Annotated in this window: 13 protein-coding genes and 1 pseudogene; 6 read left to right on the forward strand and 8 right to left on the reverse strand. The window is 74.4% G+C overall.

Annotation, left to right across the window (positions count from 1 at the left end):
- Positions 1-38: 38 nt before the first annotated feature.
- The 4 genes from FB563_RS38090 to FB563_RS38105 form a co-directional block, all read right to left on the reverse strand.
- On the reverse strand, positions 39-2,549 hold the full coding sequence (locus FB563_RS38090) for a SpoIIE family protein phosphatase (protein ID WP_055709357.1): 2,511 nt from the start codon (positions 2,547-2,549) through the stop codon (positions 39-41).
- Positions 2,550-2,701: 152 nt separating this feature from the next.
- A complete protein-coding gene (locus FB563_RS38095) occupies positions 2,702-3,430 on the reverse strand; it encodes a 2-phosphosulfolactate phosphatase (protein WP_055709356.1) in 729 nt (242 codons plus the stop codon).
- 29 nt (positions 3,431-3,459) lie between these two features.
- Positions 3,460-3,747: a DUF1232 domain-containing protein gene (locus tag FB563_RS38100; protein ID WP_055709355.1), complete on the reverse strand. Its 288-nt coding sequence runs from the start codon at positions 3,745-3,747 to the stop codon at positions 3,460-3,462.
- Positions 3,748-3,839: 92 nt separating this feature from the next.
- Positions 3,840-5,057, reverse strand: a complete 1,218-nt coding sequence (locus FB563_RS38105; protein ID WP_234357983.1) for a hypothetical protein — start codon at positions 5,055-5,057, stop codon at positions 3,840-3,842.
- Between the two features lie 356 nt (positions 5,058-5,413).
- Between FB563_RS38105 and FB563_RS38110 the strand changes: the two genes are divergently transcribed.
- Both FB563_RS38110 and FB563_RS38115 read left to right on the forward strand, forming a co-directional pair.
- Entirely contained in the window at positions 5,414-5,800 is a 387-nt protein-coding gene (locus FB563_RS38110; RefSeq protein ID WP_055709354.1) for a PadR family transcriptional regulator, read from the forward strand.
- The gene (locus FB563_RS38115) at positions 5,797-6,798 is read left to right on the forward strand and encodes a hypothetical protein (RefSeq protein ID WP_055709353.1); all 1,002 of its coding nucleotides are present in this window, start codon (positions 5,797-5,799) and stop codon (positions 6,796-6,798) included. The genes FB563_RS38110 and FB563_RS38115 overlap by 4 nt, the downstream gene beginning before the upstream one ends.
- Before the next feature lie 155 nt (positions 6,799-6,953).
- On the opposite strand, the gene FB563_RS38120 is transcribed toward FB563_RS38115, so the two are convergent.
- A complete protein-coding gene (locus FB563_RS38120; protein ID WP_055709352.1) occupies positions 6,954-8,318 on the reverse strand; it encodes an FAD-dependent oxidoreductase in 1,365 nt (454 codons plus the stop codon).
- A gap of 160 nt (positions 8,319-8,478) precedes the next feature.
- On the opposite strand from FB563_RS38120, the pseudogene FB563_RS38125 reads away from it, so the two are divergent.
- Positions 8,479-9,340 (forward strand): annotated as a pseudogene (locus tag FB563_RS38125) (NAD-dependent epimerase/dehydratase family protein).
- Between the two features lie 27 nt (positions 9,341-9,367).
- On the opposite strand, the gene FB563_RS45320 reads toward FB563_RS38125, so the two are convergent.
- Positions 9,368-11,398, reverse strand: coding sequence for an NlpC/P60 family protein (locus FB563_RS45320; protein ID WP_341874453.1), 2,031 nt, complete (start codon positions 11,396-11,398; stop codon positions 9,368-9,370).
- Positions 11,399-11,757: 359 nt separating this feature from the next.
- On the opposite strand from FB563_RS45320, the gene FB563_RS38135 reads away from it, so the two are divergent.
- Positions 11,758-13,776, forward strand: a complete 2,019-nt coding sequence (locus FB563_RS38135) for a DUF1996 domain-containing protein (RefSeq protein WP_234358032.1) — start codon at positions 11,758-11,760, stop codon at positions 13,774-13,776.
- A 297-nt stretch (positions 13,777-14,073) separates the two neighbouring features.
- Here FB563_RS38135 and FB563_RS38145 read toward each other — a convergent pair whose 3' ends face one another.
- Together FB563_RS38145 and FB563_RS38150 are read right to left on the reverse strand one after the other, a co-directional pair.
- Positions 14,074-14,772, reverse strand: a complete 699-nt coding sequence (locus FB563_RS38145) for a lipoprotein (protein ID WP_055709699.1) — start codon at positions 14,770-14,772, stop codon at positions 14,074-14,076.
- 18 nt (positions 14,773-14,790) lie between these two features.
- Positions 14,791-15,207, reverse strand: a complete 417-nt coding sequence (locus FB563_RS38150) for a hypothetical protein (protein ID WP_055709700.1) — start codon at positions 15,205-15,207, stop codon at positions 14,791-14,793.
- Positions 15,208-15,386: 179 nt separating this feature from the next.
- On the opposite strand from FB563_RS38150, the gene FB563_RS38155 reads away from it, so the two are divergent.
- Complete coding sequence (locus FB563_RS38155; protein WP_055709701.1) at positions 15,387-15,845, forward strand: flavodoxin family protein; 459 nt, start codon at positions 15,387-15,389, stop codon at positions 15,843-15,845.
- A 218-nt stretch (positions 15,846-16,063) separates the two neighbouring features.
- Positions 16,064-18,238 carry an acetoacetate decarboxylase family protein gene (locus FB563_RS38160; protein ID WP_055709702.1) on the forward strand — a complete coding sequence of 725 codons (2,175 nt, stop codon included), beginning with the start codon at positions 16,064-16,066 and terminating at the stop codon, positions 18,236-18,238.
- Positions 18,239-18,240 lie beyond the last annotated feature (2 nt).

Consider the following 18,240-nt stretch of genomic DNA (forward strand, 5'->3'; position numbering starts at 1 on the left):
CCCGAGGTGATTGCCGCCGATCGGACGGCACGATCCGCTCACCGGCGGTGTACGGGGACCGAACGGCGGGCGGCGAGCAGCAGCGCCACGTCGTCCGGGCGGTCGGTGGCGTGCCGGGCGGTGGCCGTGAGCCGGTCGGCGACCCCGGCCAGCGACCGCCCGCCCCGGCGCCCGGCGGCGCCCCCCGCCTTGGAGAGCGCCAGCCGCAGCGTCTCGATGCCCTCGTCGATGTCCGCGCCCGGCCGCTCCACCAGCCCGTCCGTGTACAGAGCGAGGATCGCGTCCGGCTCCAGCAGCAGCTCGGCCACCGGGTACCGGGCCCGCGGATCCACCCCCAGGACGACACCGCCCGGGACGTCCACCAGCCGGGTCCGTCCGTCGGGGGAGCGCAGCAGCGGTGGCGGATGTCCCGCCCGGGCGATCCGGGCCCGGCCGGTGGCGGGGTCCAGCCGCAGATAGCAGCAGCTGGCGAACTGACCGGGGTCCAGGTCGATCAGCAGGTGGTTGGTGCCGCTCAGCACCTCGTCGGGCGGCCGGTCGCCCAGCGCGAACGCCCGTACGGCACTGCGCAGCTGCCCCATGGTGGCCGCCGCCTGCACCCCGTGCCCCTGCACATCGCCGATCACGAGCGCCAGTCCGTCACCCGCCTCGACCACGTCGTACCAGTCACCGCCCACGTCCATGCCCTGGGTGCCCGGCAGATACCGGCCCGCCGTCTCCACCTGCGGATGCGCCGACAGCCGGCGGGGCAGCAGCGCCTGCTGCAGGCCGCGGGCGAGGGCGGCCTCGCTGTCGTAGCGCTGGGCCCGCTCCATGGCGTGGGCGATCAGCCCGGCGAGCGCGGTGAGGACCGCACGCTCCTCGGTGCTGAAGCCACGCGGGCGGTCGAAGCCGAGGATGCACGAGCCCACCGGCCGCCCGGAGGCGATCAGTGGCAGGAAGGCGCGGGCGCCCTCGTCCGCGTCCAGCGGCATGCCCGGGTAGGCGGCCGCCATCTGCTCCATCGACTCGAAGAACAGCGGTCTGCCCGTGGTCAGGCACTCCACGCCCGGCAGTCGCGCGTCCAGGCCGACCCCCTCGAACTGGTTGAGGAACCCCCGCGGGAAGCCGCTCTCCCAGGCGAGATACAGATGCCGTTCCTGGAGCAGGTAGATGGCGAGGCACCCGCCGCCGAACGCGGGCAGCAGCTCCTGCACCACCACGGCCGACACCTGGCGGGCGGTCACCGCGTCCGTCAGCGCGATGGCCAGGGCGATCGGCCGGTACAGCGGCGTCATCGGGCCGCCCGCCGCCACGACGTCCTCCAGGACGTGCTCCTCGACGGCCGGCGCGACCGGGGCGTCCACGCGGCCGGCCGGGACGAGTGTGCAGCACAGCAGGTCCTCGCCGCAGTGCACCGACACGGCGAGCCAGTCGCCCGCACCTGTCTCGCCGCGTCCCCCGGCCGGACGGCGCACATGGAAGTGCACCGGACCCGGGGACAGCAGCGCGCCGCGCAGTTGGTCGTCGTACGGCGCACCGGTCAGCCACGGCATCGCCTCCCACAACGGGCGCCCGAGCAGCCACTCCCGGTCCCGGCCGGCCAGCCGGGCCGCGGCCTCGTTGACGTACACGATCAGCCCCAGCCGGTCCAGGCAGAACACGCCCTGCGGCAGCAGGTCGGCCGCGCCGTCCGCGAAGACGGCGGGCCCCGGGGCGACGACCACCCCGGCGACCTGCTCCACGGGCCCGTCCCCGGCGGTCGGCCACACGTCCAGCAGCCGCGGCGTGCCGTCCCGCGCCCGCAGGCTCAGCGGCGCGGCGGGCGGCTTACCGGCCGCGGCGTCGCGCAGCGCGGCCAGGACCAGGTGCGCGTCGTGCGGGGTCAGCGCGTCGGCGAGCGCCGTGTCGGTCCCCTCGAAGTCGCCGGGGGGCAGCCCGAGAAGGGTGTGCAGCCGGTCGTCCGCGCGCACCACCGAGGTCTCGGGATTCCAGCCGAACCGGGCCATGACGGCCTGCGCGGGCCGGTTCGCGGGCGGCCGTACGCACAGTGGCTCACCGTCCCAGATCACCGCGCCCGGGTCGCCGTCGGCCAGTCCGAGCAGCTCGGCGCCCAGGCCTTCGGCGAGCCTGTCGAGCAGCTCCCGGTCCAGCAGCTCCTCCGCGGTGTCCGTCACCGCCGGGCGCAGCACCATCAGTACCCCCAGCGGCTCGCTCCCGCCCGGCACCGGCACGTGCACCGAACCGAACGGGAAGGGCAGGCTCGCCGCGAACTGCGGATACCGGCGCACCGTCTCGGTGGCGTTCGCCAGCACCACGGGTACACCGAGGCGGTAGGCGTCGGCGACGGGGAAGGGGCGGTCGACGTGCATGCGCCACCAGGGCCGGAACAGTGGCCCGGGCAGCCCCGCGAGCGCCGCGAGGCGCAGCAGGCCCGGCGTGCCGGAGCGCAGATACACGGCCGCCACCCGCCCACCGGCCGCACCGAGCGCGCCGGTCGAGGTGTCGGCCAGCAGCGCGGCCAGCCGGGCCCGCGTACGGACCGCCTGCTCCCCACCGCTCCCAGTCATCGCCCCTACCTCGTCCCGTGCGCCTCCGGGTGGATGACACAGCAAGAATGCGCCCGACGGAGCCTTCGACGCACCTGGGAGGAGCGGGAAAGAAGCGGGAAAGAGAGGGGAGAGAGGGGCGGGGAAGACCTGCCGCGGGAGCGCGGACCGGCTCAGCCGGCCGGTCGTGCCGGTCCGGCAGGGCCCAGCCCGGGGCTCCCGGCGTGCAGCGGGCGCAGCACCAGATGGCCGTCCACCCGGGCGGCCGCCATGGCGAACGGGAAGAGGTCCGCCTCCAGGCACATCGCCACGTCCTCGGGATGGACACCGGTCCAGCCGCGCCGCACGCCGTCGGCGAGCCGTCCGGCGGCGTCGGAGCGCCGGGCCCGTTCGAGGTAGGGGGCGGGGTCCGCGTCGGCGGCCCGGACGCGGTCCGCAATGTACTCGGCGCAGGCGAGGTCCTCCTCGGCCCGGCCGTCGTCCCCGGTGACGACGAAGGTCACCCTCTCCGGCCGGGCCCGGCGAAGCACCTCGGCGGTCGCACCGGCCACCACGAAGCTCGCGCACAGCAGCAGTCCGGCGTCCGCCACGGCGAGCGCCCCGGCCGTCCCGGCGGTGGTCTTCTGCACGATCGTACGGCCCCGCACGTCCAGGGAACGCAGCCGCGCGGGCGAGTTGGCCAGGTCGAACCCCGGCACCGGAGCGCCGTCCTGGAAGGCCTGCCAGCCCGGGCGACGGGCCTTCAGGTCCAGTGCCTCCTGCTGCGTACGGGCGAAGACGATCCGCTCGGCACCGCGCCGGAACGCCCAGGCGGCCACGGTGAACGCCCGCATGACATCGACGACCACGGCCACGTCCGGGGCCTTCGGCGTACCGGGTATACCGGTGAACTCGGTCTGCACCGGTCCATGATGAGGCCTGCGGCGGCCGTTCAGGGCTCGGCCGGACCGGGCGGCAGCGGCCGGGTGGCGCGCAGGCTGCGCAGGGCGAGCAGCAGGACGGCGATGTCGTCCAGGTAGACGGGGTCGGGCAGCAGGTCGGTGGGCAGCAGCAGATAGGCGACCGCGCCCCAGAACACCCAGCGCGGCCCCGTCGGCAGCCCGGCCCGCCGCAGCGTGCGCCGGGCGCGCACCAGCCGTACCAGCAGGCCGAGGGCGACGGCGAGCAGCACCGCCGCGACGACGGCGCCGATCACCAGCACGGTGGTGGTGGAATCCATCCGGCCTCCCTCCAGAGTGCAACGGTACGGCTACGACGACTGTCCGGCCGCGCGGTGACCGCTACGACGGCTGCCCGACCCCACCTTCTCGGCTACGACGACCGGTCCGTGCCGTCGGCGGGCTCGGTGCTGCCGTTCCCCGTCGATGCGTCCGGCGCGCCGTTCACCGAGCCCGGCGCCGGGCCCTGCGGGGCGGGCGCCGGCTGTTGCCGGCCCTTGGGGGCGAACCGCAGCCGCTCGAACGTCCGGGTCAGCTGCTGCAACGCGCCCGGCGTGCGGGACGCGGGCCGCTGCGGCGGGAGAGCGGGCGCGGGGACGTCACGGTAGGCGGCCAGTGCCTCCAGGGCCTGCTCGGCGGCCTCCTTGTACAGGTCACGGGACCTGGTCATCGCCTCCAGCGCCTCGGCGTACCGCGCGACCAGCCGCCGTTCCCGTTCCAGCTCCTCCTGGAGGGTCAGCAGGGTCCAGTTCTCCCGCAGGTCGGTCAGCGCCTCCTCGGCCTCCTGCGGCAGGGGCCGGGGCAGGGCGGCGAAGTGCCGCAGGGCCGCGAGGAGTTCGGCGGGCTCGGAGCCGTCCAGGAAGACGCTGCGCACGGTGTGCTCGCGGCTGTCGTAGCCCTCCGGCGCCGGGTCCGGGGGCAGCAGCACCGCGCCACCGCGCGGCACCTCGACGCCGAGGTCCTTCAGCGCCCAGTTGACGGCACGGAACTGGTGCGGCGCGGCCCGGTGCTCCACCACCCGGTGCCTGAGGCCCGGCGGCAGCAGCCGGGTCAGCGGCAGCCTGCCCTGCTCGTCGGGGGTCATCGCCTCGTGCACGACGACATTGAGGCACCACGCCTCGCGCGCCGCGTCCCGCAGCCGGCGCCGCATCTCCTTGTCGTCCGCGGGCAGCGCGTTGACCTGCCTCAGGCGCAGCCCGGTCACCATGGCGTGGTGGTCCCAGGAGCCGTCCTCGCCGACCGCCGCCTCGGGCCAGAACAGCGTCGCCGGCGAGGGCCACGCCTCGTCCCACGGGCGTTCCGCCTCCGCGACGAGCCGCCACTCGTGCCCCTGGCGCCGGCCCTCCTGCGCCACGAGCGTGAGCCGGGCCCGTACGGTCACCGTGCCGGCGACCCGCCAGCGCGCCTCGAACACGCGCCGGGCCGAGTCCTCCGGCACGGGAGGTTCGGCGAAGTCGTCGATGTCGCCGCTCTCCTGGTGCCGGCGCAGGGTGCGGCGGACGACCTCCTCGGGGGCGGGACCGGTGTGGCGGCCACGGACCGCCCAGAGGGTCTGCGGGACGGTGGCGCGGTCGGCGGTGGAGTTCGACATGAGCCAATCTGCTGATGGGGGCGGGTGTGCCTCCCAGTATCACCGCTCGGCGCGGGCTCACGTCGCCAGGGGCCGGATGGCGGCGTGTGGCGGCGGCCGCACGCCCCCGCGCACGGGACGCGCGCGGTCCACCCGGGGCGCACGGGGCACGCGTCGGGTGGCCGTCGTTCACACGTGGTCGGGGCCTCGTACGGCCCCCACAATGGTCCGGCGAACGGGGTCCGCCCATCCATCCGCTTAGGGGCGGACCCCGTTCTGCCTGCTCGGGGGAGGTAGGCGGGCTATTGGGTCTTCAGATCTTGCTGCTCGATATATATCGGCAGGCGATATATCCTGGCCGCATGACCGCGAAGAGCATGACCCGGGCGGCGTTCTTCGTCCTCACGGCGCTCGCCGACCAGCCCCGGCACGGCTACGGCATCCTGCGGGAGACGGCGGAACTCTCCGACGGAGAGGTGCAGTTGCGGGTCGGCACGCTGTACGGAGTGCTGGACCGGCTCACCGCGGACGGCCTGATCGTGCTGGACCGGGAAGAGGTCCGGCAGGGCCGGCTGCGCCGCTACTACCGGCTCACCGACGACGGAGTGGCCGCCCTGGAGGCGGAGGCCGAGCGGATGGCCGCCGGTGCCGGGGCGGCCAAGCGCCGCATCGCCGAGGGCCGCCGCGCCGGCGCCCGCCCCGCCCGGGGCCCGGCCGGGCTGGAACCCCCCACCGCACCCGGACTCGCGGGAGGCTACGCATGACCACGCTGCTGGAGGCCCGGTACCGCACCGTCCTGCGCCTGCTCCCCGCCTACTACCGGCGGGAGCGGGAGGAGGAGATGGTCGAGACGTACCTGGAGGACCTCGATCGCGACACCCAGGACCAGAGCCGGCCCACGCTCGGGGAGGTGGCGAGCATCGCCGCCCTGGCTGTGCGCAGCCGCCTCGGCGCCGCCGGGGCGCCCCGGCGCTACGTCGTGCTCGGATCGGGCGCGCGGCTCTTCGCACTGGCCGCCGTCCTGCTCCTGGCGGCCTCCGCGATCGTCGCGCCGGTCCTGCGGCTGACCTGGTCGTTCACCCGGGGCGGTGCGGAACGGCGGCTGTTCCTGGCGGACTTCACCGACCACGGACTCCTCACCGCGATCGTCGCCGTCGCCCAGTGGATCCTGCCGCTCGGCTGGGCCGTCGCCTATTTCGCCCTCCTGTACGACCGCCGTCGCCTCGCCCGGATCGGCGCCCTGGGGGCCGCCGTACCCACCCTGTGGCCGCTGGTCAGCTCGCTGACGGGGGCGACGGTCGTCACCGAGCCGGCGTTCGTCGTGACGCTGGCGCTGCTCGCCTGGCTGCCCGCCCTCGCGCTGTGCGCCGCCCACCACCGCGACGCACCCCCGGCCCGGCTGCCCGCCGGCACTCCCGGTCTGGTCCTCATGGCGACGTGCGTGGTGACCGGCGCGTCCCTGGTGCTGCTGCCCACCGCCGACGACCTGGTGTGGGGGCCCGCCAACTGCTTCCTTGTCGCCGCCCTCGGCCGGCTGCTGTGGAGCGCCCGCCGCGCGGCGAGCGCCGCGCCCGGCGGCGCCCTCGGCCTCGCCGCGCTCGGCCTGCTCCTGCTGGCCGCGCGTGTCGCCGCCGTCTACCCGTGGCTCCGGGTGCCCGGCGCCGGCCCGTACACCGGCGGGGCTCTCGCCCAGACCGCCGCGCTCGCACTGCTGACCGTGCTCCTGACGGTGGCCGGCCGCCGCGAACGCGCGGCACGCTGAGCGCCTCGGGGTCTTCGGGGCCCGACCCCGGTGCTGTCCCGCCCCGCGCCGGCCGTACGGTCTGCGCGGCCGCGCCCGGGCCCGCGCGGCGCGGTCACGGCGAGGGGCCGGTGCATCGGCACCGGCCCCTCGTGAGTCCCTGCGGAGTCCCGGTCCTACGCCCCGCTCTCCCGCAGCATGTCCTCGCGCTCGACGATCTTCACGCGCTCACGGCCCTGCGGCTCGCCCAGGGCGCGCTCGGCGGCGTCCAGCTTGTACCAGCCCTCCCAGGTGGTGAAGCGGACCTCGCGTGCGGCGAGGAAGGCGTCCACCGCCTCCGGCTCGGGCGAGGCCGGGGTGTGCAGCCGGCTGTTCGCGTAGTCGTCCAGCAGGTTGGCGACGGTCTCGTTGGCGTCGCCCTTGGTGTGGCCGATCAGGCCGACGGGGCCGCGCCGGATCCAGCCGGTGACGTAGGTGGACTGCAGATGAGTGCCGCCCTCCTCGATCACCCGGCCGCCCTCGTCCGGGATCGTGCCCGTCTCCATGTCCCAGGGCAGCTTGGGCAGTTTCTCGGAGAGGTAGCCGACCGCACGGTAGACGGCGGTGACGTCCCAGTCCTTGAACTCGCCGGTGCCCTTGACGTTTCCGGTGCCGTCGAGGGCGGTGCGCTCGGTGCGCAGGCCGACGACCCGGCCGTCCTCACCGAGGATCTCCGCGGGCGACTCGAAGAAGTGCAGGAACAGCTTGTGCGGCCGGTCGCCGACATCGCGGATCGCCCAGTTCTCCAGGGTCTTGGCGACCATGTCGGCCTGCTTGTTGCCGCGCCGGGTCTCGATCGAGCCCTCGTCGTAGTCGATGTCCTCGGGGTCGACGATCACCTCGATGTTCGGCGAGTGGTCCAGCTCGCGCAGCTCCATCGGGCTGAACTTCGCCTGGGCGGGGCCGCGCCGGCCGAACACGTGGATCTCGACGGCCTTGTTGGCCTTCAGGCCGTCGTAGACGTTCGGCGGGATCTCGGTCGGCAGCAGTTCGTCCGCGGTCTTGGCGAGGATGCGGGCCACGTCGAGGGCCACGTTGCCGACGCCCAGTACGGCGACCTTCTCCGCTTGGAGCGGCCAGGTGCGCGGGACGTCCGGGTGGCCGTCGTACCAGGAGACGAAGTCGGCGGCGCCGTAGGAGCCGTCCAGGTCGATGCCGGGCAAGGACAGTTCGCGGTCGGCCATCGCGCCGGTGGAGAAGATCACCGCGTCGTAGAAGGCGCGCAGGTCGTCCAGGCTGATGTCGGTCGGGTAGTCGACGTTGCCGAACAGCCGGATCTGCGGCTTGTCGAGCACCTGGTGCAGGGCGGTGATGATGCCCTTGATGCGCGGGTGGTCGGGGGCGACGCCGTACCGGATCAGGCCGAACGGGGCGGGCATCCGCTCGAAGAGGTCGATGGAGACGCCGGGGTCGGCGGCCACCTCGGACTTGAGCAGGGCGTCGGCGGCGTAGATCCCGGCGGGGCCGGCTCCGACGATGGCTACCCGCAGGGGGCGCGGCATGATCAGGTTCCCTTCGAGCGTGAATGGGCGACTCGATCGGGAAGCCTAAACTAAGGCACACCTAAGTTGGTACGCGGGTCCGGTCTATGACCTCATAAGGGGATCTTATGACTGGCCCAGCATCATCTTATGGCCGAGGGGTGGGGGAAGGGGGACGGGCGTGGGCGGACGCGCGGGGACGACGGTGGCGGTGACGGGCGGCAGCGGCTTCGTCGGCAGCCATCTCGTACGACGCCTGCTGGAGCGGGGCTACCTGGTCCACGCCACCGTACGCAACAGGGCCGACGCGGCGAAACTCCGGCCGTTGTGGGAGCTCCAGGAGGCCTGTCCCGGTCAACTGAAGCTCTTCGAGGCCGACTTGCTCAAGGGCGGCAGCTTCGACGAGGCGTTCCGCGGCTGCTCGGTCGTCTTCCATGTGGCCTCGCCGTTCCTGATGCCGGAGCGCATCAAGGACGGCCGACGGGACGTCGTGGACCCGGCGCTGCTGGGCACCCGCAACGTACTGGCGGCGATCGGGCGGAGCCCTCAGGTGCACACGCTGGTGTTCACCTCGACCGTGGGCGCGGTCTTCGGCGACTATGCCGACGTGCTGGAGCCTCTTCCTGCTGGACGAGCTGTTCAAGGGCTACTTCTGGTACGGCGCACCGGACTTCAGCTTCACCACGGCGGACGTCCGGGACGTGGCCGGCGCGCACATCGCCGCCGCCGAGAACCCGTCCGCGCACGGGCGGTACATCGTGGCCGCCGAGACCATGACGTCGTTCCACGAGATGGCCCGCGTCATCCTCGCCCGCCACCCCCGCGACCTCCGGCTCCCGCGCACCAGGCTGCCGCACTGGCCGGTCCGCGTCCTGGGCCCCGCCTTCGGCCTGACCCAGGACTACATACGCAAGCACCTCGGCATACGCTTCCGCGTCGACAACAGCCGCAGCATCCACGAACTGGGCCTCAGCTACCGGCCGTTGGAGGAAACCCTGCTCGACCACTACGAGAGCCGGCGCGCGTCCCGGCGCCACGGCTGACGCCCGGCGCGGCTTCCCGCCCCCGGCTCAGGCGGGCCGCACGATCCGGTGGATCGCCGACTCCCCGGCGCCGTAGATCGACTCCTCGCGTATCGACGCCCCCGGACCCGGCGCGTGCACCATCATGCCGCCGCCGACATGGAGGCCCACGTGCCGGTCGTCGTCGAAGAAGAGGACCAGATCGCCGGGCTCGATCCCGGCGAGGGTGACCGGCGCACCGGCGAGCGCCTGCTGGTAGGCGGCCCGCGGCAGCGGCACACCGGCGGCCCGCCAGGCGGCCTGGGTGAGGCTGGAGCAGTCGTAGGAGTCCGGCCCGGTGGCGCCCCACACACAGGGCTTGCCGATCTGCGCCCGGGCGAACGTGATGGCCTTGGCGGCCCGCCCGGCCCGGGACGACTCGGCGAGGGCGGTGAGGGAAGCGGGGCCGGCCACGGGGGCCGGGGCGGCGGGCGAGGCGTCCGTGACCGGCATCGCGGCTGCCGTCGCGCCAGGGGTCGCCTCGACCGGCTGCTGCCACTGGGTGGTTGCGGGGTTGGGGGAGGCGGCCTGCAGGGGAGGTGCGGTCGACGGTACGGCTGTCACGGGGGCGGGGGGTGCCGCGGTGACGGGAGCCGACGGGGCGGTTGGTGCCGGCATGAGCGGTGTGGTCGTAACCGGCATGGGTGGGGTGACCGCAAGTGGCGCCGGGGGTGCGGCCGTCATGGGCGTGGGGGGTGCGGTGGTGACCGGCGTCGGCGGTGCGGCCGTGACGAATGCCTGAGGTGCGGCCGCAACGGACTCCGGCAGCGACGCCGGCATGGGCGCGGCCTGAGCGGCCGCGGCGGCCGTGGTGAGCCGGGCGGTGTACCGGGTGATCACGTCACTGGCCGCGGCCAGCTTGCGCTGGTTGCTCGCCTTGGAGGTGGCCGGGGAGGGACGGCCCGGCGCGCTGGGCCCGGCATGCGTCCACGCTTCCTGAACCGGGGTACCCGGCGCGGCGGACAGCGTGGTCACCGGGAGGACGGCGGTCTCGACCGGACCGGGCCCGTCCGGTGGCGCAGTACCGGGACCGGCCGGATACATCGGTCCGAGGCCGGTCGGTTCCGCCGCTCCGAGGCCGGCTGGAGACACCGTTCCCAGACCGGTCAGCTCGGCCGCTGCGAGACCGGCCGGAGACACCGCTCCCAGAGCGGTCAGCTCGGCCGCTCCCAGACCGGCCGGGGACACCGTTCCGAGGCTGCCCGGCTGCAGCGGTCCGAGGCCGGTCGGTTGCGCCGTTCCCGGGCTGGCCGATCCTGTCGTTCCGAAGCTGGTGGGTTCTGCCGTTCCGAGGCCGCCCGGAGACATCGCTCCCAGACCGGTCAGCTCGGCCGCTGCGAGACCGGCCGGAGACACCGCTCCCAGAGCGGTCAGCTCGGCCGCTCCCAGACCGGCCGGGGACACCGTTCCGAGGCCGCCCGGCTGTACCGGGGCGAGGTCGGCCGGTACTCCGCGCGGATCGGGTGCCGCCTGGGCTGCCGCGCCGGACAGCGCCAGGCCCGCCGTGCTCGCGCCGGCCGTACCGGTCCCGCTCAGGGGTGTCGACCGGGTGCCGCCGCTGGGCAGTTCGGGGCGTCGTGGGCCGGGCAGTGCGGCGCGTGCGCTTTCGCGTGCCGCCAGGGCTAGGCTCTCCGGGTCCGTCGCCCGGCCGGCCGTCAGCTCGGTCACCGCGCGCTCGGCGGCCCGCTCCAGGGCCTCGGACCGTCGAGCGGACGAGTTCCGGCCCAGGGCGCCCGGTGAGCCGCCCGTCCGGCCCCGGGAGCGTCCCGTCGCCGCGGGGCCGTCGGGCAGCACGGCGGGCACGGTCGGGCCGAGCTTGGCCCGTGCCCCTTCGAACCACTGCCGGGCGATCTCGTCGAGAGCGGGATCCGGTCGCCGCCCCGGGCGCTTGGCCAGCGGGACACCCCGTGAGCGGGTCACCGAGGCCATGGCCCGGGTCGCGTTGTAGTTCCCGGTCGCGTTCTCGGCCTGGTCGTAGAGGGAGTCGATCCGCTGCCGAACCTCGTCCCGCGCAGCCTCGTCGCGGCTCTCCGGCGCCATGGAAGACACGCTCCTTCCTTGCCCCGCAGGGCAGTTGGGCCGTTGCGTCCGGTCAGTCGAGGACCGGGCGGCCTCGCGTCAACCTAGCCAACGTGTGTACCTCGTGTGAAGGTTGAGGTGCGAAATGTCCGATACGTATTTGTGATGTTCGTGGTGACGTTCGAAGGGGAAGGGGCGCGTTCCGCGTTTTCCTGTGAGGTCCCGGTGAATTCGCGATTCCGTTGAACACATCGGCGCCGCCCTCCGTATGGGGCCCGGGAGCTCCATGCCCGACCGGCGCACACACCACACAGGGGACGACCTTGGTACGCAACAGGCGCAGACGCCCGACCGGCGCACGACGCGCGACCTTCGCAGCGATGGCTCTGATGCTGGGCGGAGGCGGCCTCGTCGCGGCCAATGTCTACGCCTCGGCGTCCGAGGGCTGGGGTGACGGATCCGGAGCGAACGGAACCGGACACGTTCTGTCCGCGGGCATGGCCACGATCTACTGCCCCGACGTCGGCAGCCGGCTGACCGCCGTGCCGGACGCGGCCCGTCCCGACGTGGACCGTGAACTCGCCCTGCTGGACCGGCAGACGGCGGAGGCCTACCGGAAGCTCCAGCAGTCGGGGCAGGCCGGCGGGCAGGACTCCGGCTCGGTCGACGCCACCATCATGAACCCGTTGAAGGACGAGCGGGCCGCGGCGATCGGCCGGATCACCGACGCGATCGACCGGGCCGGGGAGCGCCCGCAGGGCCTCGACGCCATGGCCGCCTGCTCCCTGCGCCCCGGCGGCGACGGTGCGAGCGCCGGCCCCCAGTCCACCGCCACCCCGAGCCCGGGTGCCCAGCCGGGCGGCGCCGGCCAGGGCGGCAACGGACCCGTCGTCTCCGACTACGCGGACATCACCTCCGTACCGCCCGCCGCGCCGAACCCGCCGCAGCAGGCCGACGCCTCGCGCGGCAGCTTCACCTCGGACTGCGGTGTCAACGCGAACGGTCTGTTCAACTCCGACAACGTCATCGTCGCCCCCGGCGTCTCCAACGGCGCCCACCACTTCCACGACTACGTCGGCAACCAGGGCAACAACGCCTTCGCGAGCGACGACGACCTGGCGAACGCCGGCACGAGCTGCGTGGACAAGGGCGACAAGTCCTCGTACTACTGGCCGGTGCTGCGCCTGCAGAACGGCACACAGGAGCGGGACGCGGGCTCCCCGGGCGGCGGCACGGAGGGCAACGCCGGCCAGATCGTCACGCCCAAGCAGGTCACGCTGACCTTCACGGGCAACCCGCGCGGCAAGGTCACCGCCATGCCCCGCCTGCTGCGCATCATCACCGGCGACGCCAAGGCCTTCGTCAACGGTCCCGGCAACGCCAACGCCTCCTGGAGCTGCACCGGTTACGAGGACCGGCAGCTGAAGGACAAGTACCCGCTGTGCCCGCCGGGCAGTGACGTGGTGCGTTCCTTCCGGTTCCAGAGCTGCTGGGACGGCCGCAACATCGACAGCGCCAACCACCGTACGCATGTGGCCTTCACCGGCCCCGACGGCTCCTGCCCGGCCGGCTTCCAGGCCATTCCGCAGCTGGTCGAGCGCATCGTCTACGACGTCAAGGCGCCGAGCCTCCAGGACGGCGGCCGGACGGCCCCGCTCTTCGCGGTCGACTCCTTCCCCGAGCAACTGCACAAGCCCGTCACCGACCACGGCGACTTCATCAACGTCTTCGACGAGGACCTGATGCGCCAGATGGTCGACTGCATCAACGCCGGCCGCACCTGCGGCTCGGACGGCGACCAGCCGGGTACGACGGCGTCTCCCACGGCGAGTTCCGGCTCCGGCACGACGGCCGCCCCCGGCTCAGGTACCACGGCCGCCCCCGGCTCAGGTACGACGGCCGCCCCCAGCTACGGTACGACCGGACAGCCCGGCGACACCGCCACCGTGACCTCCGCCCCGGCGCCCTCGGCCACACAGCCCGGCGAGCAACCGAGGACCGACGCGACGGTCACGCCGGACCGCACGACCACTCCGGACCGGCGTACCACCGCTCCCCACGACGGCACGTCCCAGCACGACCACCGCACCGGGAATCACGGCACGGCCAAGGCGGACCGGCCCACCGCGCCGGCACGGCCCACGCCCAGCTCCACGCCCTCGCCCGCCAGGCCGGCGTCCACCCAGGCCGAGTCCGCCCAGGCCGTGCCCACCCAGTCCGAGTCGGCCCAGGCGACCGCCGCCGGATACGTCCCGCCCACCTCCGCGCAGCCCCAGCCCCAGGGCACGCACGGGGCGCTCGCGGAGACCGGAGCGCACCTGTGGCCCGCGGCGCTCGGCACCCTGCTCGCCATGTCGGGCCTGATCATGCTGCTCAGGGCCAGGCGTCTGCGGTACTGACGGCATCAGCCCGGGACGGCCGACCGTCCAGCGGAGGAGGGCCACTTCACGGATGGGCCTCCTCCGCGGAGCGGTCCCCCGAGCGACGCCCCGTGCCGCGGTGGCCGACGTCTGTGTCCGTACCGCGCTGGACGGCGGCGCCCTGTAGGGGACCTGGATTCCCCGGCCGGCCGGCCGCTACCCGGCCCCGGAACCCACCGCGCCGGCCTGCACGCCCACCGAGGAGATGATCCGCCTCCTGCACCACCCGGAGCGCGTGGCTCGTACCCGAAATGAGCGCCGGCCGGACGGCGGCGCTCAGGTCAACTCCAGGGTCTGCTTGGCGAGTTCGTAGGCGGGCCGCATCGCCTCGTGCTCCTCGGTGTCCATTCCGCCGAGGTGCAGGACGACCGGGCCACCGGGCGTGCCGACCGCGAGCGCGGTCTCCTTCTTCGTCTCGCCCAGGAGCTTGCTGGTGTAGAGGTACTCCACCTCCACGCCGCTCAGCCCGCCGGCGGTCCGGAAGGAGTGGTACCGCTCCTTGCCGACGTTGTCCTCCGCGGCGACGAACTCCCGCAGCACGCTGCCCGCGTCGGCCTTCCCCGCCTTGCCGGTCCACACGCGCAGGAAGCCGATGAGGCCCGCGGGCTTGGCGTCGATCTCGCAGGCCGCGGTGACCGGTCCCTGGCGCAGGAAGGCGTCGGCGAGCGACCCGCTCAGGTCGCCGTCGGAGCCCTTCGACGCCCTCGACAGCTCCGCCTCGGCGTCGATCGCCTTGGCCTTCCAGTGCTTGGCGAGGTCGAAACGGACGGGCAGCTCGCAGGCCGAACCGGCCGCACCGATCGAACCGCCGCTCGCCGTCGCCGCACCCCCGGCCCCTTCGCTCTTCGCGGCCGGGGTCGCGCCCGAGGCCTTCTTCCCGTCACCGTCCGCCGATTTCGCGCAGCCGCCCAGCGTCGTGGCGAGCGCCACCGCCACCACCACCGCGCCCCGCACGGACCCCACCTTGACCTGCACGAACCGCTCCCCTCCTGGTCAGGGGCGCAACTGTAACCGAGGACACTGACGGTCAACCGGTGACGAGCGGTCTGCCGCCCGTTCCGGAGGGTTCTTCCGCCGCGGCTGCCACTCGCCGAAGGCGTCCTCGGTGAGCCGGTACGCGGCCCGTTCGTCGCCGTGCCGGAACGGTCGTACGGTGACGCCCGCCGGCGGATCCCGCACCTCGGTTCGCCTCGCAGCGCCGCCCGCCGCGAGGACATGCGCCTTGGGCCGTCGGCCCTTCACCCAGCCGTGGCCGGCCGCCACGCCCGTGCCGTCGTGCACGAGCACCGTGTCGTCCTCCGGCCGCGGGCCGGGCCGCGTGAGTGCGGCGGTGAGCCGGTCCGCCCCGGTCACCGTGCGGCCCTGCAGCGCGTGTCCGTACGCGGCGACCAGGTCATGGACCGCCTCCACGTCGGCGGTGGTCGCCTGCCGCCACCGGTAGCCGCTGCGGGCCGGGACCGGCCCCGACTGCGGCCGCGCCGGTCACGGCAGCCCCTTCGGTCCTCCCGCGCACGGCATCCACCCCGCCGCACCGCCCGCCCCGCCCCGTCGTTTGCGAGACGTCGCGGGGGCACGGCAGGGTGCGGGGTGTGCCTACCTTGCTGATCGTCCATCACACCCCGTCGCCCAACTGCCAGGCGATGTTCGAGGCCGTCGTCTCCGGCGCCACGACACCGGAGATCGAGGGCGTCCGCGTCGTCCGCCGGGCCGCCCTGGCCGCGACCGCCGCCGACGTCCTCGCGGCCGACGGCTATCTCCTCGGCACACCGGCCAACCTCGGCTACATGTCTGGTGCGCTGAAGCATTTCTTCGACCAGATCTACTACCCCTGCCTGGACGAGACCCGGGGCCGGCCGTTCGGTTACTACGTCCACGGCGGCAATGACGTCACCGGCGCCGTCCGGGCTATCGAGGCCATCACCACCGGCCTCGGCTGGCGCCGCGCGGCCGACGCGGTGACGGTCACCGGCGAGCCCGCCAAGGCCGACACCGAGGCGTGCTGGGAACTCGGGGCCACGGTCGCGGCGGGGCTGATGCCCGAGGCGTGAGGCCGCTCGCCCGCGGGCGGACACGCGAGCGCTCCTCGGACGGCACCCGGCCTGTACGCACGGTGGGCGGGGCGCGGCCCGGGTGGGCGTCCGCCGGCTGGCGGGATGAAGGTGCGGGGCCGGGGTGCCTGGCCGACGATGGGACCGGGGTCGCGCTCCTGCGGCGCGGCTGACCCCTGTCCTGTGTCGTCGTACGTCGTCGAGCGAGGGAGCGTCGGATGCGAGCGGACGGGCACGCACCCGGACGGCCCACGCCGGACGGTCAGGACGCCGGCGCACTGCTGCGCCGGTGTGCACGGGACGTGGTGGACGTCGCCGAGGGCATCCGTGCGGTGTCCGCACGCACCGGCGCCGCGCTGTTCGCGCCGTCCCTGACCGCCTCCGCGCGCCGCCGTCCCCGTACCGGCCTCGCCGCCCAGTGGGCGCTGCTGCGGGCCCTGACGAACAGACAGGCCCTCGGCGGCTCGGCGTTCAGCGCGCCCAACGGCGTGGGCCAGGTGCTCGGCGCGGCCGGCGAGGCGCTGGGCCGGGAGAGCCTGGCCGCGCTGGTCGCCGTCACCTCGCTGCGCCTGAGGATCGCCGCCGTACTGGTGGACCACCCGGAGTTCGCACGCGACCCGGGCATGCGCCGGCTGCTGGCGGCCGTCACCGCCGACCGCGACCGGGAGGCCGTACGGGCACTGCGCGCGCTGTTCCGGGACCCGGGCGCCCAGCGGGCCCTGTCCGGGCTGGCCCCGCTGATGGCCGAACTGGTCGCCGTCCGCGCCCTGCTGGAGGAGGCTCCGCAGCACGACGACGCCGGCCGGCCGCTCGTGGCGGGGCGCGAGCCGTCCGCCGGTCCGCCGCACGATCCACCGCACGGGATCGGCGCCTCGCCCCTCGCCACCATGGACCGGGGCGCGGCCGAGGCCGTCGACCTCACGGACCAGGAGAAGCAGTTCATCGCCACCGAGGGCTCGTTCCTCGGATTCCTGCGCAACATCGACGTGCTGTCCACCGACGGGCGGATCCTCGTGCAGAACGTGCGCGGTCCCGACGGTGTCGTCCGCTATGTCGTGCAGGCACCCGGCTTGGCGCCGGGCCGGCCGCGCAACGACTCCGCGCCGGACTTCGCCGGCGCCTGGCGGAACCTGTTCACGACCGACTCGCCCCACACCCGCTCGGTCCGGCTCGCGCTGGCGCACTACGGCGTCCCGCGCGGCGCCGACCTCGCGCTGATCGGGCACGGCGAGGGCGGCGTCGCGCTGATGAACCTCGCCCGGGACGAGGAGTTCTGCCGCACCTACCGGGTCACGCACGTCGTCGCCGTCGGCTCGCCGGTCGACCGCACGAAGCCCGCCGACCCGCGCACCTGGGTCGCCGGCATCACCAACCAGCACGACATCGCGGCCGCCGTGGACGGCCGGGACGCCGGTTCCGCGTTCGACCCGCACCCCCACTGGTACGCGGTCGACTACGCCGGGCCCACCCACGAGTTCCCGCTGTGCCACATGCTCCGCGAGTACATCGAACATCTGCGCACGATCGTCCCCGACGCCCGCGAGGACGTCGACGCGGCGCTCACCCCCTACCGCGGCCCGATCGTGCGCACCCAGGCCTACCAACTCAAGGACCGCGCCCACCCGCCCGAGGGCTACCCCTTCCTCACCGTGCCGACCACCTCGCTGCCGACGACGGCCGGCCCGGTCGACGTGCCGGTGCGCTACTACGACTCCTCCGCCGTCCATCTCTGCTTCCCCGTCCCCGCCGACGCGGCACGGGGCCTGCTGCCCGGCGCCACCTGGCTGACCCCGAGCCGGCTGGGCCGACGGGCCCTGGCGCTGCTGTCGCTGTACGAACACCGCTGCTCCACTGTCGGCCCGTACACCGAGATCGTCCTGTCCCTCCTGGTGGACGACCTGTGGCGGCCGCGCCCGTACGACGTCGCCGCGGACCTGCTGCGCCGCGTCGACCTGCGCCGCACCGGCCGTTACGTCCTCTCCCTCGCCGTCACCAGCGACGAGGCCCGGGTGGTGGCCCAGGAGATCTGGGGGCAGCCCGCGATGCGGACGACCGCCGAGGCCGATCTGACGGGCCGGGAGATCGCCGTCCGGTCCGGCGACCTCGGCCTCTCCGTCGAGGGCCGGCTCGGCCCGGGCATCCGCTGCCCGGAGGCCGACTGGATCCTCTACGGCCGCCGGGCCGAGAGCACCGTACGCACCCTGGTGCGGGTCCACGGCAGGCCGCGGCTGCATCCCGGCGCCGGCGTGCGGCTTCGGCTGGACACCGCGGCCGCCGAACCCCTCGCCGGGCAGCTGCGCCGGCTCGGCGTCGACCGGGCCCGGCCCCGGTTCGTCCTGAGCTGCCCCCAGTTCATGCTCCACCGCAGCGCCGGTGCCGTCCTGCCGCGCTGAAG

The organism is Streptomyces puniciscabiei (genome assembly GCF_006715785.1).
GTDB lineage: Bacteria > Actinomycetota > Actinomycetes > Streptomycetales > Streptomycetaceae > Streptomyces > Streptomyces puniciscabiei.